This is a genomic window from Roseomonas sp. E05 (assembly GCF_030063475.1).
In the GTDB taxonomy this organism is placed as follows: Bacteria; Pseudomonadota; Alphaproteobacteria; order Acetobacterales; family Acetobacteraceae; genus Pseudoroseomonas.
This window is the reverse complement of the sequence record NZ_JASIRT010000026.1, coordinates 1-21261: the sequence shown is the minus strand read 5'-3', so window position 1 is coordinate 21261 and position 21261 is coordinate 1. Positions and strand designations below refer to the sequence as shown.

The window sequence follows — 21261 nt, the reverse complement described above, 5'->3', positions numbered from 1 at the left end:
CAAAGCCCTCCTGCTGCTTGCCCGGCCTCCCAGGCGGGGCACCGGACGGGCCGGCGCGATGCGGCCAGGAGCATCGCCGTTATTGGCAGCGGTGATGAAGAACGGCCGGCGCGAGCGCTGCAAATTCTGCAAAACCCCTGTTGACGGGGCTTTGCGGACCCCATAAAAGCCGCCCACGCCGTTCGGCGGTTCGCCCCCTTGCCCAGGTGGTGGAATTGGTAGACGCGCTGGCTTCAGGTGCCAGTGACCGCAAGGTCGTGAAGGTTCGAGTCCTTTCCTGGGCATTTCCCCTCTCCCTCGCCGGTGACACCGGCCAGCGGAAGCGGTGACGAGAAGGCAGGGGTTGGCGAAGATGGGAAGCACCCTGTTCGCGCCGAACGTGATGATCAAGCTCCACAAGCATGACTTGCCCGCAGGGCTGGACCTCGGCCCGGTTGTCGCCATCGATACCGAGACCATGGGCCTCGACCCGCGGCGCGACCGGCTTTGCCTGGTGCAGCTCTCCGCCGGCGACGGCAATGCCCATTGCGTGCAGATCATCCCGCCCCATCTCGGCGGGCGTGGCGCCGACTGCCCCAACCTCAAAGCCCTGCTGACCGACCCCGACGTGGTCAAGCTGTTCCACTTCGCGCGCTTCGATGTCGCCATCCTGCGCGCGGCGCTGGGTGTGGAATGCGCTCCCGTGCGCTGCACCAAGGTGGCCTCCAAGCTGGTCCGCACCTTCACCGACCGGCATGGGCTGAAGGAGCTCTGCCGCGAGGTGCTCGGGGTGGACATCTCCAAGCAGCAGCAGTCCTCCGACTGGGGCGCGGCCGAGCTGACGCCGGAGCAACTCGCCTATGCCGCGTCCGACGTGCTGCACCTGCACGCCCTCTGGGCCAGGCTGGAAGCCATGCTGCGGCGCGAAGGGCGGCTTGAGCTGGCCGAGGCCTGCTTCCGCTTTCTTCCCACCCGTGGCGCGCTCGACCTGCTGGGCTATGACGATCCCGATATTTTCGCGCATTGACGTCCCGCGCAGAGAGAATTCGGCAAAACTTTGGCACGATTTTTGGTAGGCAAGCGCGCGCTCCCGCGTTGACCCCGCCGGGCGCCAGCCCCATACAAGCCGGGTGAGGCCATTCCTGTTCCAGCCCTGCTCCGCTTCCTCTCCGCCGCTTCCGCCCCTGCCTGGGGGAGGCCGCGGGGGAATGGCGCGGGCCAACAAAGCCACCGCATGACCTTGCCCCTGCCGCCGCGCGACATCCCGGCCGCCCCGCGTGCCGACCGTTCCTCCGCCCCTGGCCGCAGCCGCGTTCTGCTGCCCTCGCGTGCGCGGATGACGGTCAGCGCCGGCGCGCTGGCCCGGCGGCGCCTGCTGGTGCAAGTGGCCAAGTGGCTGCTGCCGGTGGGAGCGCTCGCCCTGCTGGCTTTGATCGCGCTCTGGCCGGAATTCGACCGCGCCGAGGACCGTGGCCGCCTTGCCTTCCGCCGCATCACCCAGGCCAGCACCGAGGCGATGCGGATCTCCAGCGCCCGCTACCAGGGCGTGGACGAGCAGAACCGTCCCTTCACCATCACCGCCAACTCAGCCGTGCAGCAGGAGCAGCGCAACCTCGTGGACCTCGACCATCCGCGCGCCGACATGGTGATGAGCAACGGCGCCTGGGTGCTGCTGGAGGCCGACCAGGGACAGTATGCGCGCGACCAGAGCATGCTCGACCTCAGCGGCGACGTGACCCTCTGGCACGACAACGGCAGCACGCTGCGCACCGAGGCGGCGAAGATCGACCTTGTCGCCGGCGGCGCCACGGGTGACCGGCCGGTGGCGGCGCAGGGTCCTTTCGGCACCATCGTCAGCGAGGGTTTCAAGCTGGAGAATCGCGGCCAGGTGGTGGTGTTCACCGGCCATGCCAAGGCCGTGCTGGAGGGCGGCCGGTGAGCGCCCGCCACGCCACCCTGGTGCTGCTGGCCGTGCTCGCCCTGCCGGCCACAGCCGCCGCCCAGGCCCTGGACCTGACCGAGGGCGGCCCGATCGAGGTGACCGCCAGCAACGGCATCGAGTGGCGCCAGCAGGAGCAGGTGGTGATCGCCCGCGGCAATGCCCGCGCCGTGCGCGAGGGCGTGACCCTGACCGCCGACCGGCTGATCGCCCGCTACCGTCCGCGCGCCGGCCAGCCCGCCGCCACCCCCGCCCCCGCCGAGGCGCCCATGTCCGGCGGCGAGATCTGGCGGCTGGAGGCCGAGGGCAACGTGAAGATCGACAGCGCCACCGAGCATGCCGAGGGCGACCGCGCCATCTATGACATGGACCAGGCGGTGCTGGTGATGACCGGCCGGGCGCTGAAGCTGACCACGCCGCAGGATGTGCTGACGGCACGCGACAGCCTGGAATACTGGCCGCAGAAGCACATGGCCGTGGCGCGCGGCGCCGCCCATGTGGTGACCGAGGACCAGCGCCAGATCTTCGCCGACACGCTGGTCGGCTACTTCCAGGACCGCGACGCGGCACCGCAGGCCGCCCGCGCCGACAGCAAGGAGGGCAGCCAGCTCGAGCGGGTGGAAGCTTTCGGCAATGTCGAGATCCGCACGCCCACCGAAGTGGTCCGCGGCGACCGTGGCGTCTATTCGGAACTGACCGGCATGGCCCGGCTGCTCGGTGGCGTCCGCATCACCCGGGGCGACAACCAGTTGAACGGCCAGGAGGCCATCGTGAACATGCGCAGCGGCGTGGCCCGGCTGGTCTCGACGCCGGGCCAGCGGGTGCAGGGCCTGATCATCCCGCAGCAGGGGCAGCAGGCGCTGCAGCCCCAGTCCGAACAGAAGCCCGAACAGAAGTCCGGGCAGGGTCGCCCGCGGTGAGTGCGCCGCTGAAGGTTATCGCCGGCGAGGGCGGGCTGATCGCGCAGGGGCTCGGCAAGCGCTACAAGAAGCGCCCCGTGGTGCGCAACGTCTCGCTCCGGGTGCAGCGCGGCGAGGCGGTCGGGCTGTTCGGGCCGAACGGTGCCGGCAAGACCACCACCTTCTACATGATGACCGGCCTGGTCCGCCCGGACCAGGGGCGGGTCTTCATGGACGGGCAGGATGTCACCACCCTGCCGATGTACCGCCGCGCCCGCATGGGCCTGGGCTACCTGCCACAGGAGGCTTCGATCTTCCGTGGCCTCAGCCTGGAGGACAACATCCGCGCCGCGCTGGAGGTGGTCGAGCCGGACCGCAGCCGGCGGGAGCAGATGCTGGACGGGCTGCTGGCCGAGTTCGGCCTGACGCATCTGCGCCGCTCCCCCTCCCTCGCGCTCTCCGGCGGCGAGCGGCGACGCTGCGAGATCGCCCGGGCGCTCGCCACCCACCCCGCCTATATCCTGCTCGACGAGCCGCTGGCCGGCATCGACCCCATTGCGGTGGGCGAGATCCGCGAGCTGGTGCGGCACCTGAAGAACCGCGGCATCGGCGTGCTGATCACCGACCACAATGTCCGCGAGACGCTGGAGATCATCGACCGCGCCTATATCCTGCATGACGGCCAGGTCCTGATGGAGGGCACGCCGGCCGACATCGTGGCGCATGAGGGCGTGCGGCGGGTCTATCTCGGTGAGAGCTTCAGCCTGTAGCATGCGCGCGCCAGGGCGGCAGCAGTTGGCGGGAGCAGGCTAGCCATGGCCATCGGCCCCCGGCTCGACCTGCGTTTCACCCAGTCCCTGGTGATGACGCCGCAGCTGCGACAGGCCATCAAGCTCCTGCAGTCCTCCAACCTGGAGGTCAGCGCCTTCGTCGAGGAGGAGCTGGAGCGCAATCCGCTGCTGGAACGCGACGAGCGGCCGGAGGGGATGGAGGCCGAGCCGCAGGCCACCAGCGAGCCGCCGCCCGCCGCCATGCCCGACAGCTTCGAGGGCGCCAATGCCGCCAGCCTGCCGGCCGAGGCCGATGCGCCGCTCGACATCGGCGACTGGTCGAACGTCTATGACGGCGACACCGCCGGACGCGGCGGCCGGGCCGATTTCGACGAGCTGCGCGGCATCGAGGAGACGGTGGCCGGGCGGCCGCGCAGCCTGCGCGAGGAGCTGGCCGAGCAGGTCCGCCTCACCTTTCCCGACCCTTCCGACCGGCTGATCGCGGCGCAGCTCATCGCCTTGCTCGATCCTTCCGGGCGGCTGCTGGTGGAGGATGCGGCGATCGCTGCCGCGCTGGGCTGCGCCGAGGCCCGGGTCCTGGCCATTCGCCTCCGCATGCAGCGCTTCGAACCGGCCGGCATGTTCTGCCGCTCGCTGCGCGAATGCCTGGCCGTGCAGCTTGCCGAGCGCAACCGGCTGGACCCGGCCATGGCGGCGCTGCTGGACCATCTCGATCTGCTGGCGCGGCGCGACCTGCGCGGGCTGATGCGGATCTGCGGGGTGGATGCGGAGGATCTCGCGGACATGGCCGCCGAGCTGCGGCGGCTCGACCCCAAGCCGGGCGCCGGCCAGGACAGCGGCCCCGCCCCCTGGCTGGTGCCGGACGTGCTGATGCGCCGCGCCCCCGCCGGGGCGCCGGAGGGCGAGTGGCTCCTGGAGCTGAACCCGGACACCCTGCCGCGCGTGCTGGTGAACCGCGGCTTCCATGCCCGTGTCCAGCGCCGCGCCACGCGGGAGGAGCGCGCCTTCCTTTCCGAGAAGTACCAGGCGGCCAACTGGCTGGTGAAGAGCCTGGAGCAGCGGGCCAACACCATCCTGCGGGTGGCCGGGGAGATCGTGCGGCGGCAGGAAGGCTTCTTCCGCCACGGCGTCACCCATCTGCGACCGCTGATTCTGCGCGACGTGGCCGAGGCGGTGGAGATGCACGAATCGACGGTCAGCCGCGTCACCGCCAACAAGTCGATCGCCACGCCCCGCGGTAACTTCGAATTGAAGTACTTCTTCACCACCGCCATTGGGGGTACCTCCGGCGAGACGTTCAGCGCCGAGGCCATCCGCCACCGGATCCGCAGCATGGTGGCCGCCGAGACCCCCGAGAACATCCTGAGCGACGACGCGATTGTTGCAGCCTTGAGGCACGAAGGGGTGGACATCGCCCGGCGGACGGTGGCCAAATACAGGGAAGCGCTGCGCATTCCATCATCCGTGCAGCGCAAACGGGAGAAGGCCGTCCCGGCCTGACCCGGAGCGGGCACGACCCGCCCGCCCCGCCGTCCCCCCGGGACGGCCCCTCCCAGCACAAAGGAGGGGTTAGCCCGCCATGCACATCGTCGTCTCAGGGAAGCAGGTCGAAACCGGCGAGGCCCTCAAGGTCCATGTGGCCGAGGGGCTGAACGCCGTCACCAAGAAGTACTTCGACCACGCCCTGGAAGCGTATGTCACGTTCTTCCGGAACCGCGCTTTCTTTGCCTGCACGATCGACATTCATGCGGGGCGCGGACTCAGCCTGCGGGGCGAGGGTGAAGGCCCGGAGGCGCAGCGCGCCTTCGACGAGGCCGCCTCCCACATCGCCAAGCGGCTGCGCCGCTACCGCCGGCGGATGAACGAGCATTCCCGCAACCAGGCCGAGACGCGGCTGCCGAGCACCGCCGAGACGGCGCGCGAGGTGGTGCTGGCGCGGCCGGTCGAGGAGCCGGACGAGCCGATCGACCGCGAGATCCTGCTGGACGGGCTGACCGACGAGGCCCTGGGGGCGGAGGAGGTCATGCCCGACGGGCATGACGGGGAGCATCACGGCGCCATCGTCGCCGAGACGCCGACCGAGATCGCCCGGCTGACGGTGAGCGAGGCGGTGATGCGGCTGGATCTCAGCCAGGCGCCGGTGATGATGTTCCGCAACCAGGCGAGCGGCCAGCTCAACGTCGTCTATCGCCGCCCGGACGGGCATGTCGGCTGGATCGACCCGACCGCCTGAGACCTCGCGGGCGGGATGCCCGGTTCCGCCCTGAGTCGCCGGGGGGCTGGCCCAGGCTGGCGCCCCGGATTTTTATCCGCGGCAGCCCCGCGCCTCGTTGCACGCAAGGGAAGCCCAGAACCTCGGCTCCCTGGCGGGGACCCTGGAGGCAGCGCCTCGCGGAAGCCCGGCACGTCAGGCGCGGAACAGCCCCGCCTCGGGCGCGACTGCGCCGCTGCCCGGGAAGGCGGCCGCGACGGCGCCGGCAGGCAGCCGCAGATGGTCGCGCAGCAATGCCTTGGCGACGGCGCGCAGGTCGCGCGTTGGCTGCAGGTCGCGCTTCTCGAAGAGCTGACCCTCGGCCAGGCCGGGCCAGTCGGCCAGCACCCGCCCCCCCGCGACGGCACCCCCGAGCAGGAAGGCAACCCCACCGGTACCGTGATCCGTCCCGCCCGCGCCATTCACCCGCACGGTGCGGCCGAACTCGGTCATCACCAGCACGGCGGTCTTGCTCCAGGCACCGCGGAGCTGGGCCTGCAGGGCACTCATGCCGGCATCGAGCTGCCCGAGCACCGGACCAAGGCGGCGGGACTGGTCGGCATGGGTGTCCCAGCCGCCGAGTTCCATTGCCGCCACGCGGGGGCCCTCAGGCGTTGCGAGCAGCTTGCCGGCTATCCCTGCCAGCGCCACGAAGCCGCCGCGCAGATCACGCTTCTGGCCCAGTACCGCAGTGGCGTAGCCGCGCGCCCGCATGCCGTCGGCCACGGCGGGGCCCAGCGCCGGGTCGGCGTGCAGCAGCTCGGCCATCCGGGCGTAGAGATCGGGCGGGGGACGAACCGGGCGTGGCGGCGCCCACATGCCCACACGCTGCGGGCCACGCATCAGCAGCGGCAGGTCGAGCCCCAGCGCGAGGCCGGTCTCCGGCTTGCCGGGCGGCGCCTCCGGCAGGCCGACGAGCGCCCGATTCAGCCAGCCGGAGCTGAGGCGCTCCGAAGCACCGCTCTCCAGCAGGTCCTGCGCCTCGAAATGGCTGCGGTTCCGGTAGGGGCCGGCGACGGCATGCACCGGCAGCAGCGTTCCCTCGCGGAAGAAGCGGTGCAGGGTGGCCAGCTGCGGGTTCAGCCCGAAGAAGCCGCCACAGTCCAGCAATCCCTGCTCCTGCCCCGGCTCGGGCAGGGCGATGCCTCCCCGCAGCTCGCGGTAGGCAGGATCGCCATAGGGAGCCAGAGCGGCCATCCCGTCCATGGCACCGCGCAGGATGATCACGACCAGCCGGCTTTCCCCGGCGGTGGCGGTGGCGGGGGTCGTCTCGGCGAAGGCGAGCCGCGCCCGCGCGGTGGCGGCCATCGCGGTAAGGCCGAGCAGCAGGCCGCGCCGGCCGATCTTTGGGAGATGGCTCATCGGCGCTGGAACTCCGGGCTGGCGAAAAGCAGGGCGAGCGCCTCGCGCGTGGAGCCCGCGCCGCGCACGGCCTGCAAGGTGTCGCGCGGCGCCAGCGGCCCCAGGCTGGTTTCCAGCACCTGCATGGGGTCCAGCCGGCCGAAGCGGCCGGCCGCGTCATAGAGCCAGTCGAGCCGCTGCATCGCGGCCTCCGGGCCGAGCCAGTCGGCGGCCTGGTCGGGCCAGCCGTTCGGCTGCGGCGCGGACCAGAAGGGCTGGTTCAGCAAGGCGCAGGCACTGAGGGCGGCCTGCCCGGTGCTGGCACCCGCGGCACCGCCGGCACGGAACACGGCGGTGATCAGGTCGGCCGGGCTGCGCAGCTTGCTGAAGGGCGGGTCCCAGGCGGCCGGGAGGCGCGGCAATGCCGCCGCCACCGCGCGCAGGTCGCCCCCAGTATCGCGCAGCAGGCCGGCGATGCGGGACACTGCCTGAGGTGGCGGATCATCGGCCACGAAGTGACGCACCAGCTTGGCCGCCAGGTGCCGCTGAGTGGCCGGGTGATCGGCCAGGAAGCGGAGCAGGGCCTCGGTGGCCTCGGGCCCTTCCTCGAAGCGCCGGCCCAGTACGGTCTTCGGGCCGGGCTCATGGCTGGAGGCGCGGAAGACAGTGCCGACCGGCTCATTGCGGAGCTCTGTGCCCCAGCCGGTCAGCAGTCGCGCACATTGCACCACATCTTCCTGGGTGTAGCCGGCGGCCGGGGAAAGCGTGTGCAGCTCCAACAGCTCGCGCGCCAGGTTCTCGTTCAGGCCACGACCGCGCTTGCGGCCATAGGGGCTGCCAGGCCCGACCGAGCTGGCCTGATCGAGATAACCCAGCATCGCCGGATGCTTGATCACCGCCACCAGCATGTCGGCGAAGCGGCCGGTCACATGCGGGCGGATGGCCTCGCGGATATAGGCGCCCAGGACGCAGGACACCGCGTCGCCTCCGCGGCGGCTGACCGTGAAGTGGTTGGTCCAGAAGTCCACGAGGCGCTCCCGGTAGGGCGCCGGCGTGTCGATGCACCAGCCGAACATGGCAGCGGCCTCGTCGCGGACCAGAAACCAGACCGTATCGCGCGTGTCCCTCATGGCGCGCTGGGCGTCGATCTTCTCGCGCCAGATGCGATAGCCCTCGACGGTGCCGGGGGGAATCTCGAAGTCTTGGGGCGGCGGCGGCGGCGTGTCCTCCGCCTCGATCTGCGCGTCGAGCCAGGCCAGAGGGTCGGCGGGAAGCGGCTGATCCGGCCGCGGCCCCAGTCCGAAGCGAATGGCTGCCTGCAGGGGGCGTGTGTCCATGGCCGATGGGATAGCCTCTTGTTCAGAGCATGCCCGGCAGGCCGCCAGCTCCGGCCATGGGGCGTGCCCGGCGAATGCGAGACAGCCCCCTTCCCGCCGTCCGCGAGGCAGGAAGCCGCCGGCGCAGTCCCGGCCGGGCGCAAGGCCCGGCCCGGCATTCCGCCCCGCAGGGGGCGCGGGGGGCGAGCGTCAGTCCACCGCCGGCACAGCCGCCTGGGGCACCCCTTTGAGGGCCTCCGCAAAGCTGAGCTCGGTGTCATGCCAGCCGGTCTGAAGGTCGTCCGCCGCCAGGGTCAGGGCCTCCGACGAGAAGGCATGGCGCAGATGGCCGTCATTCCATTCGCGCGGACGGCCGCGCTTGGAGAGGGAATGGGTCAGCGCGCGGGCCACGCGGCTGACCATCGCCCGCTCGGCGGTGAGCTGGGCCGCCGCCTGCACCCCCTCGATGTCCAACTCCGGCGGTGCCGTGGCCGCCAGGGTCTGCGCGACCTCGGGAACTGCCGCGTATTGCAGGTTCACATGGAGCTGGTGCGTCTCGGGGTAGTAGGCCGCGGCCCGGTGCGTCAGGCCACGATCGGCGATGTCCAGCGGGTCACGCAGCAGGATGATGGCCGGCGGCTTCTCGGCATGGAAGGGCGGCGGCTCGCCGGGCTGCTTCTCGCCGGGAGGCACCGGCGCATTGCGGGCCAGCGCCTTCGGCCGGAAGTTCGGCGCCTGGTTGGGGCGGCGCAGCGCGACGCCGAGCCTCTCCAGCATCTCCCGCATCTCGGCGAGGATGTCGTCGACATAGTCGGCGCGCGGCACCGCCTCGGCCAGCAGGCGCGTCAGCCAGAGCGGCTGGTGGCGCACCGCGAGGGCGGCGTAGTCGTGCACCCGCACCTGCTCCTGCCGCTCGCTGCGGTAGCGGAGGAACTCGCGGTAGGCCTCCGGCAGCACGGGATAGTCGCCCGGCAGCTCCACCAGCACGGTGATGGCCCGCGCCAGGAAGGGAATGCCGAAGCTCGGCGCCTCCTTCAGCCAGGCCGGGCCGCGCAGGATGCTGTAGATCTCGTCCTGGTAGATCAGCGCACCCATGCTCTCGCCGGTGTCCCAGGCGTCGGCGCCCCCCGCGCCCGGCTGCAGCAGGGCCGGGTTGTAGGCATAGTGGATGGTGATGCCTTCCGGCGTGCGCACCGCCTCGTGCTGCGGCAGGGCCTCCAGCCGGCTGGCGAGGCTGACCAGCGCCCGGTCCTCCTTCAGGTTCGCGACACCCTTGCGGAAGACAATCTCGACATCCTCAGGGAAGCGGAAGAAACGGCTGCGCACCGCATCCACCAGCCAGTGCCGGGGGCTGCGCGGGTTGCCGCCATACGGATCGGCGACGGTGTTCTGCTCCGGCTGGTTGCCGAACAGCACCAGTTCGGTCCAGTCGGAGGCCGGATCGCGGCCTTCCGCCCTCGCGGCCTCCGTCACCTCGACGACCTCGGTGGGGATCCCGCCCGGGCCAGGGCGCAGCAGTCGGCCATAGACGCCGCCGGACTTGCCGATCACCACCTCCTGCACCACGCCCTCATGCGCCGAGCGGTAGCGCATGCCATTCTGGTTGGAGGGCAGCGAGGCCACCTTGGCGCCCATGCCGAAATTGCGGTCGAGCGCGTTCTCCTTGCGGATGGAGGCGGCGATGTCGCACATCCGGTAGAGTTCCGGGCCGGTCAGCCCCTGGCCGGAGTTCCAGAGCGCCAGCTTCGGCACCCCATCCACCGGCAGGGCGGAGAACTCGACCCGCCGCTGCCCCGCAGGGGCCGTCGACGCCGCTTCCAGCGCGTTCTTGAACAATTCCCGGATCATCATCGTCTTCGGGCAGCGTTCGATCATCGCTGTGACGAGAAAATCCTCGTCCTGGACGCGCAGGCGGGTGACGGTGGAGCTCAAGCTGTAGATCTCCCAGGCATTGCGGCGCAGCAGAGCATAGCGGCGCATCCGTCGAAAAACACCTGAAAGTTGTGCGCGAGACCGGGTTGGCGCCTCCTCAGCGAGGGGTTTCGAGCGCGGATCTCGCAAGGCGTCCGTGCCGCCTCGGCTCCGCGACAAGCCTTTCCCGCGAAGCTCCCGCTCGCGGCGCGGGCAGGCCGGCGGGCAGGCCGGCGGGATCTCCCGCGCTCCACCCGGGACGCCGGAAAGGCAGCCATTCCCGACCTTCGCCTCAAAAGCTACGAAGCGAAGTGGGGTGCAACTCTGCATTTACTGGCCCATGCCCTGCTTGGTACATTGCTTCCGGCAAGCCTCCCGGCAGGTGTCCTCGCGAGGAAAGCTTCCATCGGCACAATCGGCCTATTTTCTACCCTCGGATTTTTTCGGTAGGAGAGTTACTCCATGGATGTTTTGGTCCTCGGGACATCGAACTGCATCATTTCAGACTCGTTCATTAAATACTTTGAAAAATTCGCCGGTTACAGGATCGAGAATCGCTCGATCGGAGCCTCGTCCAACTCTGTTGGACTCTATATCCTGGAAACCCTGAAGGACCGGAAGTTCGACTTCGCGATCCTGGACTACGAGATCAACGACACTGGCGTCCTTGGGCGCGGCCTGAAGACCGCTGACGACATCCGCGAGAACATCCGCTCCATCGTCGCGATCACGCGCTCCATGGGCTGCACGCCCATCCTGACCATCATCCCGAGCTACGGGACGCTGCAGAACGTCTCCGAGGTGGAGCGTGCCCATCTCGATGTCTGCCGCCAGGAGGGCGTCCATTTCCTCAATGTCGCGGATCTCTTCCGCGAGGCGCTGAAGCAAGGCCTCACCACGCGCGACGCGCTGATGCGCGACTCTGCGCATATGTCCGCACGTGTCACCCCTCTGATTGGCGAAGTCTTGGCAAAAGGCCTGCAGAACATCCTGGCCACCGCAGCGGAGCCGAAGAACCACCGCACCGCCGTGCGAAAGATGCGCAGCATTCCTGCGGCGGCCGTCTTCGCCCCCCAGGCCCTCATCGAACGCCGCTCCTCGATCTACAGTTCGCATTACGGCCGCCTCCGCCAGGGCGAGACGATTCGCCTGCCGGTCCGCGAGGACGAATGCCTGCTCGCCCTCGTCATGAACACCGGCGCGCTCGGCGCCAATGTGGCGTTCCGGAACGGGCGGGAGGAGGTCGTCAAGCCACTCATCGTCTACTGGGACGAGAACAAGCCCGATTGGTTCACGGCCATCTGCGTGGACTTCAAGCGGCAGCTGCCGGGCGGCCACAACGGCATCGAGATCACCGCGCTCGGACCGGATGCGCAGCCGACGGAAGCCACCCTGCACCAGAAGCCTTTCCTGCCTGGCCGCTATGGCGAGGTGGAGATCGAGGGCTTCCTGATCGGCACACAGGCCAAGCTCGAAGTGACGAGCGAAGTCCAGAGCCGCCCCGGCCTGCCCTTGAGCCTCCTGGAAATGACCGGGCAACAGAGGACCCTGGAACGCCTGTCCGCCCTGACGCCCCTGCCGAGCTGAGCGGGAGGGGCGCGTGCCGGTGCTCCTGCCCTGCCCGACGCGTTTCGCGGTCCGGGGAAGCCGCTTGCGGCCGCCCGTGGCGCCTGGAGAGCGGTGGGCTGCCCGTGGGGCAGAGGCGGACCTTCACCCCGCAGGCTTCTTTTTCTCACACACTCTTGAGTGATGGGCCTCGCGGCGCCTACCTTGCAGCGCAGCAAGGCCCGACCGCTCCGGCCTGTCCATCGGTCGTCCTGCCCGCCGCGTTGGCATCTGGTTTGCGCCGGCCCCCCTCCGGCCGCGATGCGAGGTCCGGGGCGTGGAGTGTCTGAAGATGGATAATGCAGTGGAAGCAGGATGTTAGAATGGCGAACCTGATCAATCTGTCCTACAGCGACATCCTGAAGGGTGTCCAGGAAGAGCTGGCGCACAAGCCCGAAGAAGAAGCCCGCGGCAAGCTCTGCGAGCAGATCGCCATGCTCAACTTCGAACTGGCCAAGCTGAAGCAGAAGCAGAAGGTCTATGCCGCCGCGCTGCGTCGCCAGGGTTCGGTGACACGTGGTGGTGCCTCCCCCGCGGCCAGCGACCTGCCCCAGTTCGCCGAAGTTGACATGCGCGACGCCCTGGATGCGCTGGATGGCTTCTATGCCCTGGAATACGGCAATGACGGTCCCTACCGCTGGACCGGCCCCGGCTCCACCGTCCGCTTCCGCGTCTGGGTGGATCGCTCCGTGCCGATGCAACTGGACGCCGTGATGTACTCCTTCGGCGATGAGCGGAACCGCTCCGATATCACTCTCAAGGTCGATGGCGTCGAGGTGCCCGTCCGCTTCGGCGACAAGGTGATCCGCTCCGAGGCCTTTCCGGTGAATGATGAGACGGGCGCGACCGAGATCATGTTCAACATCCCGCACATCTTCCGGCCTGCGGATCGGGGACAGGAGGATCAGCGCCTCCTGGGTGTGGCCTTCGCCGGATTGAAGATTTCGCCTGCGGGCAAGTGATCCAGGTCCAGGTGATTTCGGAAAGGGCGGCCAGATGAAGCTGACTGTTGCATTATGCACCTATAAGCGGTACGACCTGCTTCGACTCGCGATCGAATCCCTCACGCGGCAGACCCTTCCCCAGGATCAGTTCGAGGTTCTGGTGGTTGACAATTCGCCGGACCGTGACGCTTCGTGGCGGGAACAGCAGCCGTATGAGCACATCGGCAATCTGCGATGGGTGCATGAGGCCATTCCGGGCCTTTCGAATGCCCGCAATGTGGCCATGCGCCTCGCCAACGCTCCCCTGGTCGCCTATCTCGACGACGACGCCATTGCGGACCCGGTCTGGGCAGAGAGCCTCTGCCGCACCTTCGACGAGTTCGGCGAGACCTGCCATGTCGTCGGCGGTAGGGTGCGCCCCATCTGGAGCGAACCGCGCCCCGCCTGGCTCGCGGACGAGATGCTCGGCTATGTCTCGGTGGTGGACCACGGGGACGAGGCGCGCTTCCTGACGGACCAGGAATGGGTGGCAGGCGCCAACATCACCTACCGAACCGAGGTGCTCCGCCGCTTCGGCGGGTTCGACGTCTCGCTTGGCCGCGTCGGCTCCGGCAGCAGCCTGATGTCCAACGAGGAAGTCGCGCTCACCGACCAGATCAAGGCGCATGGCGGGCGGGTGGTCTACGACCCGGTCGCCGCGGTGGATCACCTGGTGGAGGCCGGCCGCCTGCGGCAGTCCTGGTTCCGGCGGCGTGTCGCCTGGCAGGCGGTCTCCGACCGGGTCCGCGGGGCGGTCTCCAGCGAGGCGGTCGATGTCGAGCGGGCGTGGAACGACATCAAGGACTTCTTCCTGCACTGCCCGCCTTCGGAGCGCACCGTCCGCGCCCTGGCCCTGCAGCAGAACGACCCCGGCAAGTTCCGCTGGCAGCTCGCCACCATCTACAACTTCACCTCCGTGATGCTGAGCGGCATGCACGAGGTGGACGATGAGTAAGCTCAGCCTGGCAGCCAAGAGCACATGGGCGGGGAAAAGCGTTCTGGTGGTGGCGCCGACGCCCACCTATCCGATCGATTTCGGCAACCGCCGGCGCATCTTCCAGGTCTGCCAGCGCCTGAAGAATCTCGGCGCCTCAATTACCTACCTGCACTATCCCGGCGAATCGGACTGGCGTGAGAGCGTCTCCCTCGAGGCACAGCGCGCCATGATGGCGCAGTGGGACAACTACTACATCGCGCCGGTGACGCAGCCGCTGCATATGCCGCCGCAGCAGGGCGACTACCACACCATCGACGAGTGGTGGGACCCCGGCATCGGCGACATGCTGCGATGGATCTTCAGCACGCACAGCTTCGACGTCGTCATCGTCAACTACACCTGGCTTTCCAAGGCGCTCGACTTCGTGCCGGAAGGGCCGGTGAAGATCCTCGATACGCATGACCGCTTCTCCGGCCGGAGGGAAGTGCTGGAGAGCAACGGCATCGCGCCGGAGTTCTTCTACACCACGCCCGAGCAGGAGAAGATCGCGCTCGACCGCGCCGACGTGGTCTGGGCGATCAAGAAGGAAGAAGAGGACTTCTTCAAGACCATCACCAGCCGGAAGGTCCTGACCCTTCTGCATGCCGAGCCGGTCGTGCCGCGCCACACGCGCAAGCCCGGCCAGGTCATTGCCTTCGGCATGGTGGGCGCGCGCAACAACATCAACGTGCGGAACTTCACCGCCTTCCTCGAGGAAGCGCACAAGTTCCTGCGCAAGACACTCCTGCCCTGCGAGATCGTCATCGCGGGGACCTGCTGCGACCTCCTCCAGATCGACCACCTGCCCTTCGTGCGCCTGCTCGGCCGGGTGGAGACGATGGACGAGTTCTATGACTCGGTGGACGTCATCCTCGGGCCGATGTCCTTCTCGACAGGGCTGAAGATCAAGATCGGCGAGGCACTGAGCTACGGCAAGGGCGTCATCGCACACGCCCATTGCTTCGAGGGCTATGTCCCGACCCACCCGTTCCAGACGCTGCCCTCCTTCTGGGACATGATGCGGGCCTGCGCCGCGGTGGTGCGCGACCCGTCGCTGATCCAGGTGCTGGAGGAGGCCTCGCGGCAATCCATGCACCGGGCTGGCCAGCAGGTCTCCGAGACGCTGGAGGAAAGCCTCGGGCAGAAGGTGCAGGTGGACCCGGCGATGATCGTCGCCATCCATGCGCGGGACGTGAACCTGCGCTCGCCACTCCTCTACCACGCGCTGGAAGCCGCCGAGTACATCGCCCACCAGTCAAAGGTCGCCTTCTACATCGAGGGCCAGCCCGAGAAGATGGACGCCAAGGCGGTCCGGCTGCTGCGGCGATGGGGCCCGGCCATCTGCTCGCCAGCCACCGCGCAGGGGCTGGGCGCCAGGCTCGGCGCCACGATGGGCTCGCAGGGCGTGCCCGTCATGAGCTTCCGCAAGCTTCTGGATGCGGGACACTACGGCGTCTGGTTCGCCTGCATCCCCGAGGGGCTTCCCACACGCCGCAAGCGCCTTCCGATGCACGCCATCGCGCCGCTTGGCGTCCTGGCGCAGCGCGCCTCGGAAGCCGAGGTCGTCCAGTTCGCGAAGCGTCTGAGCGAGACCTTCGACCAGGTCGCGGTGTCGGACACCGAGGCGTCCGCCCTGCTCGCCGCGACGGGGAACCTGCCGCTGGCCCGCTACGTCATTCCCTTCCTCTGGCGCGGCCATACCAGCGAGGCGATGCGCATCGTCTCGGGGCAGGACCGGCGCATGGTCACGCTGCTTTCTCCCACGCCCGGAAGCGATGCGCTGGAACTCGTTCTGGAGATCTGCGGCCTGACGACGGACCGGCAGGTCGAGGTCGTGTACGACCAGCGGGCTTGCACCCCCGCCCAGTTGCTGGCGGCGCAGGAGGCTCATCGCAGCGTCATCTTCACCCCCCTGCAGGACTATGTCCGCACGGTGGAGAAGCGGCGCAGCGGAGCCTATCTGGTGGCGGAGCTGGGCGAGAGCAGCGCCTTCACCTGCCTGCGCGAGATGATGCATCGCGGCTGCGTCCCCCTTATCCAGCTTTTCGTCTCCGGCCACGCGGCGATGTCGGAGGAGGAGGACGAGGTGCGCCGGCGCGAAGCCGGCACCCTCGCCTCCGCCGACCTGCTCGCCGACCTGCTGCTGGACTGGCAGAAGGTCGATGCGCTCAAGCAACTCCGCATCGACCGTTACAGCTACCTCAACGATGCCGGCTGGGCGTATATCTGGGATGTCGTCCGCCGGATGATGGAGGAGCGGAGGGCAGCGGCTGCCTGAGGCACCAGGCAGCCATCCACGGTTTCGGCAAGCAGGCGTGCAACTGTCTTCAATGATTGTACTGCCTGCATCTTCTACGTTAGCATCATGGCGTTCCGAACGCCTCAAGGTAGCGCGACAGCAATGATGAAGCCTGACTCGATCGTTGAAGCCGGCACCGTCCGCTTCGGAAACGCTCTGCCCCTCGCGCTGATCGCTGGCCCCTGCCAGCTGGAGAGCCGCCAGCATGCGCTGGAGATGGCCTCGGCGCTGAAGGAGATGGCGGCGCGTCTCGGGGTCGGCCTCGTCTACAAGACCAGCTTCGACAAGGCCAACCGCACCAGCGGCAAGGCGGCGCGCGGGCTCGGCCTGGAGGCCTCGCTGCCGATCTTCGCCGAGATCCGCGAGCGCCTCGGGCTGCCGGTGCTGACCGACGTGCATCTGCCAGAGCAGTGCGCGCTGGTGGCCGAGGCGGTGGACATCCTGCAGATCCCGGCCTTCCTCTGCCGCCAGACCGACCTGCTGCTGGCCGCCGCCGCCACCGGCCGGGTGGTCAATGTCAAGAAGGGCCAGTTCCTGGCGCCCTGGGACATGGCGAACGTCGCGGACAAGCTCACCGGCGCCGGCAATCCGCATGTGCTGCTGACCGAGCGCGGCACCAGTTTCGGCTACAACACCCTGGTCTCCGACTTCCGGGGCCTGCCGATCATGGCCCGCACCGGCGCGCCCGTGGTGTTCGACGCCACCCATTCGGTGCAGCAGCCGGGCGGCCTGGGCGGCAGCTCGGGCGGGCAGCGCGAGTTCGTTCCCGTGCTGGCGCGCGCGGCAGTCGCGGTCGGCGTCGCTGGCCTGTTCATCGAGACCCACGAGGACCCGGACCAGGCGCCCTCCGACGGTCCCAACATGGTGCCGCTCCGGCAGTTCGAGCCGCTGGTGCGCGACCTGCTGGCGCTCGACAAGCTGGCCAAGGCCCAGCTGGCGGCGTGAAGCCGATCCCGCTGTAGGAATGTTCCGCCGGGCGTTCGGCAGCCCTGGCGCCGGAAGCGGCACCGCCGAACGCCACGCGCCGAAGCACGCGCGAGGGCGCGTTGCGCAGGAATGAGCCGGGCTGCGGGCGGCCGCATCCGGCGGGCCTGCGGCCGCACCGGGCGGAGAGCTTCAGCTCCGCGCCCGATCCCACCCCCGCCGAGAAGGCGCGCGACATCCTCGTCCGCCACCTGGACCCGCTGGAGCGCGTGCAGCATGGCGGCCGATTCCAGGATGCACCTCCTGCCCGAAGCCCCGCAGCCCCACAGGACGAAGCCGACGCGCAGCCGGTTCGTCAGGCGTCCATGCCTCCCTCTGCACTTCACGCCGCGCTCGGCCCGGCTCCCGAGCCTAGCCGGCGCAGCTCGCCTGCGCTTAACTTCCGCGCCGTCTCGGAGAGGCGTGCGGCGGCATGGAGCGAGACCTTGGAAGTGCGAGATCTGCGGCGGCGTACCGACATGGAGAGCGCGGTGACGGTGCCCGCCAGCACCCACCCGCTGGACTACTGGGTGTTCTACGGCCAGAGCAATGCCGGCATGTCAGGCAGCGCCGGCACCAATGTGATCACCGGCGCCTGGTGGCCGCATCATGCCCTGCAGTTCGCCGGCTGCAGCGCAGCGGACGGCAAGACCTTGCTGGATGGCGCGAGGCTCGTCGATTTCGCCCCGATTTCCCCCAGCAGCGCCCTCGGGCAGCCCGCCTGGACAGCGCCCTTTGCCGCTGAGGCGTTCTTCCGTGAGCGGACCGGAACCGCATCGCCGGGGCGGGTGACCTTCACGACCAACTATGCCGGCCACCCGATCACCAGCATGATGCCAGGCTCCGTCGTCTACACGAACATGCTGACCGCGGCATCCCGCGCAAAGGCGATCGCGGAGCAGTACGGGCGCGCCCTGGAAATCTCCCGCTTCGTCTTCATTCAGGGCGAAACCTTCTCGTCGGGGTACGGCACCGACCTCGCCATCCTTGCGGATGCTGCACGGGCGGATCTGCAGGCCATCACCGGCCAGGCGGCGCCGCAGATGCTGCTGGTGCAGACGAACGGGCCTGATGTCTTCCTGTCGCCCAGCTACATTCAGCTCGAACAGTACAGGTTCTGCCGGGAACGGTACGGGCGGGGCGTGACGATGGTGGGGCCGATGTATGCGGCACCCTTCGCTGCGAATGACATCATCCACCAGGACGGCATCGGCAAGGCCATGCTCGGCCAGGCCATCGCCTATGCGGATGACGCGCTGCGGGCGGGCGAGGAATATCAGCCGCTCTGGCCCCTCCTCGACCGCCCGGTCAGCCGCAGCGGCAATCAGGTAACGGTGCGCTTCTCGCGGCCCGTGGCCTTCGACCCGGGCCTTGGCAACGGCGGATGGGTCAAGCCTGTCGAGAACTACGGCTTCGCCTATTTCGGTGCCGACAGCAGCAGGATCTCGATCACCTCGGTCGCCATCACCGCCGAATGCGAGGTCACGATCATGCTTTCGGGCACGCCAATGGCAACGGACCGGCGCATCGGCTATGCGCGTTGCGAGCCAGCCTCGACCGAGAAGGATGGCTGGACCGGTACGCGGGGGCAGCTGATCAGCCCGACAGGGCGGAAGTCTCCCTTCCATGCGGCCGGCGCCCCGATCCCTGCGCAGATCGATCTCTACTGCGTGCAGTTCGAAGAGCCCATTCCCTGAGCACCGATGCTTGCGCCCCCTTGGAACGGGAGGCGCTGAAGGTCAGGCCCCATGCGGCGGCGGCAGTCCGGCTGCGAGCCGCTTCATGATCCTTTCCCGCGCCACGAGGCTGGCACGGTCCGCCGGATTTGCCGCCAGCACGGCATCAAGGGACTGCAATGCCTCCCGCATCCGTCCCTGCTGCTCCAGCACCCCTGCCAGGTGGTAGTGCAGCCAGATCGCCTTCGGATCCAGCGCCATGTTCTGCCGGATCATATCCTCCGCCTCGCCCAGCCTGCCCTGCCCCGCGAGGATCTTTCCGAGCACCCATTTTCCGCCGGAGGCCGGGCTCGGGCAATCAAGGGCCCTGCGGGCGGCCCGCTCGGCCTCCTGGAAGCGCCGCTTCCCCAGGCAGTGCCTCGCCCGCGCCAGCCAGACAGTGCTCTCGAAGCGGGCGACCGAGCGGCGCCGGCGGCGTATGAAGTGCCGCACGGCCGCCACATCGCCGTCGATGACATGCTGAATGAGCCGGCCCATCGCTGCCGAGGACAGCATCGCATCCCAGGTCGCATGGCCGAGATGCCGCGCGACGATCCTGTTGACCGGCGCCACTTCCGCGATCTTGTTCGCGTTCTTCGTATCGGCATGGAGATCGTCGTAGACGATGTAGATGCTGCCGGAGACATCGCCCGGACCGATTTCCATTCCCTTGTGGAACGGCCGCAGATACCGGACATAGGACGTCTCCCAGGGGGCGATGGCCGGATCGATGGACCATTGCGGGGAGAAGGCGATGACGTAATCGGCCGCAAATGCCCTGCTGTACTTGAGTGCCGCGTAACCGCCCATGCTGAACCCATAGGCGACCACCCTGCGGAAGTTTTGCGACGTCCGGAGGATGGCGGGAGTCAGGAGGGCCATCTCGTGCTGCGGGAACCAGTTCGGCTCCTTGGCGACCACGCCGATCGCCGGGAGGCCGAGCTTCTCGGCGACGGACCGGGCTGCGAACTGCCGCCTTTGCAACTGGGTGGTGTCGAAGCCCAAGCCGGTGAATGTCAGCAGCAGGGTGTCGCCCCGCCCCTGGAGAAAGTAAGCCCTGAGCATTGGAGATTCGGCAATGATCTCGGGCTCCGGCACTGACGCTTGTGACATTCCCATCTCGCCTGCTATGCGAACCCCGTCCGAGACAATCCTTAGTTGAAGTGGGCCGCTCGTGGGAAGGGGCGTGCTGACGACGGATCCTGTGCGCTGCCCGATCCGGCAGGCCCTGTCGCGCCGCACGCCCACGGGCACCGGAAGCTCTCACAGCCTGCTGCCTGCTCCCTTGGACACACCTGGGCGGCCGCGCGCCATCCCCGAATTGTCACCTCAACAGGCGGCGCGGCATTGTGCAACCACAGATAGCAATCTAAGAAGTCACCCTGGTGCGTTCACAGGATGATGGCGGCGGGTTGGCAGGATGGCGCAGGCAAGTTTTATTCTCACCGCCGAGAAAGAGGCGTGGCTTGCTGACAATCGTGTCTATGTCAACAATGCGCACACGCCACGCGCCGTTCCCCTGGGTGCGCGGATCCTCATCCCCGATAGCGCGAGGATCGAGCGGTATGTCTCGATTCTGCATCCGAGTTTCCCCCAGGAAATAGGGTCTTTCTCCTACACCCACTCTGCCGGCGGCGAGATGCGGATCGGCCGCTACTGCTCGCTGGCGTGGAATGTCTCGGTGATGGGCGGGCGCCACCCGGTTGAATGGGCCACCACATCGCCCTACCGCCTTCCAAGCGCGGCGAATATCCGCGCCTTCCGCTCTCTTCTGGAAGACACGGGAAAGCCGCTGGACGGCTTCGAGAGCTACAACATGTGGGGCCCTGGCCCGGTCATCGGGAATGACGTCTGGATCGGGCAGGACGTTCGCTTGGCGCGCGGGATCAGGATCGGCGATGGAGCTGTCATCGCGGCAGGTTCCATCGTCAGCAAGGATGTTGAGCCCTACACCATCGTCGGGGGTGTCCCGGCCAGGGCGATCAAGCAGCGCTTCAGGGACGGCCTGATCGCCGAGCTTCTTGATCTTCAGTGGTGGCGATACGCCTTCACCGACCTTGAAGGCCTCGACGTGAAGAACCCGGCAACCTTTGTCGCGGCCCTGCGGGACCGCATCGGCTCCGGGGCCGTGCAGCCCTTCAACCCGCCCCTGTTCGACCCGAGCGCCGGGGCGGGCTAGGCGGTGGTGACGATTTCAGCGGAGTAGGATGGCGATTGAGGCGAGCAGAACGAAGCCGCGGAAGTTGGCGAGGAGCTTGTCGTAGCGGGTTGCGACGCGACGGAACTGCTTGAG

Annotated in this window: 17 protein-coding genes, 1 tRNA gene and 1 pseudogene; 14 read left to right on the top strand and 5 right to left on the bottom strand. The window is 68.5% G+C overall.

All coding sequences use genetic code 11. From position 1 onward, the window contains the following. Positions 1-200: 200 nt before the first annotated feature. The 7 genes from QMO56_RS20155 to hpf all read left to right on the top strand — a co-directional run bounded on the left by QMO56_RS20155 (position 201) and on the right by hpf (position 5841). A tRNA-Leu gene (locus tag QMO56_RS20155) sits at positions 201-284 on the top strand. 68 nt (positions 285-352) lie between these two features. Further along, positions 353-1006, top strand: coding sequence for a ribonuclease D (locus tag QMO56_RS20150; RefSeq protein ID WP_283528740.1), 654 nt, complete (start codon positions 353-355; stop codon positions 1004-1006). Positions 1007-1213: 207 nt separating this feature from the next. Further along, positions 1214-1918 carry an LPS export ABC transporter periplasmic protein LptC gene (gene lptC, locus QMO56_RS20145; protein ID WP_283528738.1) on the top strand — a complete coding sequence of 235 codons (705 nt, stop codon included), beginning with the start codon at positions 1214-1216 and terminating at the stop codon, positions 1916-1918. Beyond that, positions 1915-2838: an LptA/OstA family protein gene (locus QMO56_RS20140; RefSeq protein WP_283528736.1), complete on the top strand. Its 924-nt coding sequence runs from the start codon at positions 1915-1917 to the stop codon at positions 2836-2838. Before lptC ends, QMO56_RS20140 begins: the two co-directional genes overlap by 4 nt. Continuing rightward, on the top strand, positions 2835-3587 hold the full coding sequence (lptB, locus tag QMO56_RS20135; RefSeq protein ID WP_283528734.1) for an LPS export ABC transporter ATP-binding protein: 753 nt from the start codon (positions 2835-2837) through the stop codon (positions 3585-3587). Before QMO56_RS20140 ends, lptB begins: the two co-directional genes overlap by 4 nt. A gap of 45 nt (positions 3588-3632) precedes the next feature. Continuing rightward, a complete protein-coding gene (gene rpoN / locus QMO56_RS20130) occupies positions 3633-5108 on the top strand; it encodes an RNA polymerase factor sigma-54 (protein ID WP_283528732.1) in 1476 nt (491 codons plus the stop codon). Positions 5109-5187: 79 nt separating this feature from the next. After that, the gene (gene hpf / locus QMO56_RS20125) at positions 5188-5841 is read left to right on the top strand and encodes a ribosome hibernation-promoting factor, HPF/YfiA family (RefSeq protein WP_283528730.1); all 654 of its coding nucleotides are present in this window, start codon (positions 5188-5190) and stop codon (positions 5839-5841) included. 174 nt (positions 5842-6015) lie between these two features. On the opposite strand, the gene QMO56_RS20120 is transcribed toward hpf, so the two are convergent. From QMO56_RS20120 to QMO56_RS20110, 3 genes are all read right to left on the bottom strand, one after another. Then, entirely contained in the window at positions 6016-7221 is a 1206-nt protein-coding gene (locus tag QMO56_RS20120) for a DUF1501 domain-containing protein (RefSeq protein WP_283528727.1), read from the bottom strand. Beyond that, positions 7218-8537 carry a DUF1800 family protein gene (locus QMO56_RS20115; protein ID WP_283528726.1) on the bottom strand — a complete coding sequence of 440 codons (1320 nt, stop codon included), beginning with the start codon at positions 8535-8537 and terminating at the stop codon, positions 7218-7220. The genes QMO56_RS20120 and QMO56_RS20115 overlap by 4 nt, the downstream gene beginning before the upstream one ends. A gap of 189 nt (positions 8538-8726) precedes the next feature. After that, on the bottom strand, positions 8727-10496 hold the full coding sequence (locus QMO56_RS20110) for an ATP-binding protein (protein WP_283528725.1): 1770 nt from the start codon (positions 10494-10496) through the stop codon (positions 8727-8729). Between the two features lie 393 nt (positions 10497-10889). Here QMO56_RS20110 and QMO56_RS20105 point away from each other — a divergent pair, with 393 nt between their 5' ends. The 6 genes from QMO56_RS20105 to QMO56_RS20080 all read left to right on the top strand — a co-directional run bounded on the left by QMO56_RS20105 (position 10890) and on the right by QMO56_RS20080 (position 18950). Next, entirely contained in the window at positions 10890-12014 is a 1125-nt protein-coding gene (locus QMO56_RS20105) for an SGNH/GDSL hydrolase family protein (protein WP_283528724.1), read from the top strand. A gap of 341 nt (positions 12015-12355) precedes the next feature. Then, on the top strand, positions 12356-12994 hold the full coding sequence (locus QMO56_RS20100; protein WP_283528723.1) for a hypothetical protein: 639 nt from the start codon (positions 12356-12358) through the stop codon (positions 12992-12994). 34 nt (positions 12995-13028) lie between these two features. Next, positions 13029-13970 (top strand): glycosyltransferase family 2 protein, encoded by a 942-nt coding sequence (locus QMO56_RS20095; RefSeq protein WP_283528721.1) that lies wholly within the window; start codon positions 13029-13031, stop codon positions 13968-13970. Next, positions 13963-16269: a glycosyltransferase gene (locus QMO56_RS20090; protein ID WP_283528719.1), complete on the top strand. Its 2307-nt coding sequence runs from the start codon at positions 13963-13965 to the stop codon at positions 16267-16269. The genes QMO56_RS20095 and QMO56_RS20090 overlap by 8 nt, the downstream gene beginning before the upstream one ends. Before the next feature lie 123 nt (positions 16270-16392). Next, positions 16393-17235, top strand: a complete 843-nt coding sequence (gene kdsA, locus QMO56_RS20085) for a 3-deoxy-8-phosphooctulonate synthase (protein ID WP_283528718.1) — start codon at positions 16393-16395, stop codon at positions 17233-17235. Positions 17236-17483: 248 nt separating this feature from the next. Next, on the top strand, positions 17484-18950 hold the full coding sequence (locus QMO56_RS20080; protein WP_283528716.1) for a hypothetical protein: 1467 nt from the start codon (positions 17484-17486) through the stop codon (positions 18948-18950). Positions 18951-18992: 42 nt separating this feature from the next. Here QMO56_RS20080 and QMO56_RS20075 read toward each other — a convergent pair whose 3' ends face one another. Beyond that, a complete protein-coding gene (locus QMO56_RS20075) occupies positions 18993-20066 on the bottom strand; it encodes a tetratricopeptide repeat protein (protein ID WP_283528714.1) in 1074 nt (357 codons plus the stop codon). A 322-nt stretch (positions 20067-20388) separates the two neighbouring features. Between QMO56_RS20075 and QMO56_RS20070 the strand changes: the two genes are divergently transcribed. Next, positions 20389-21147 (top strand): CatB-related O-acetyltransferase, encoded by a 759-nt coding sequence (locus QMO56_RS20070; protein ID WP_283528712.1) that lies wholly within the window; start codon positions 20389-20391, stop codon positions 21145-21147. Between the two features lie 15 nt (positions 21148-21162). Here the strand turns inward: QMO56_RS20070 and QMO56_RS20065 are convergent. Beyond that, positions 21163-21261 (bottom strand): annotated as a pseudogene (locus QMO56_RS20065) (IS5/IS1182 family transposase); the annotation flags it as partial.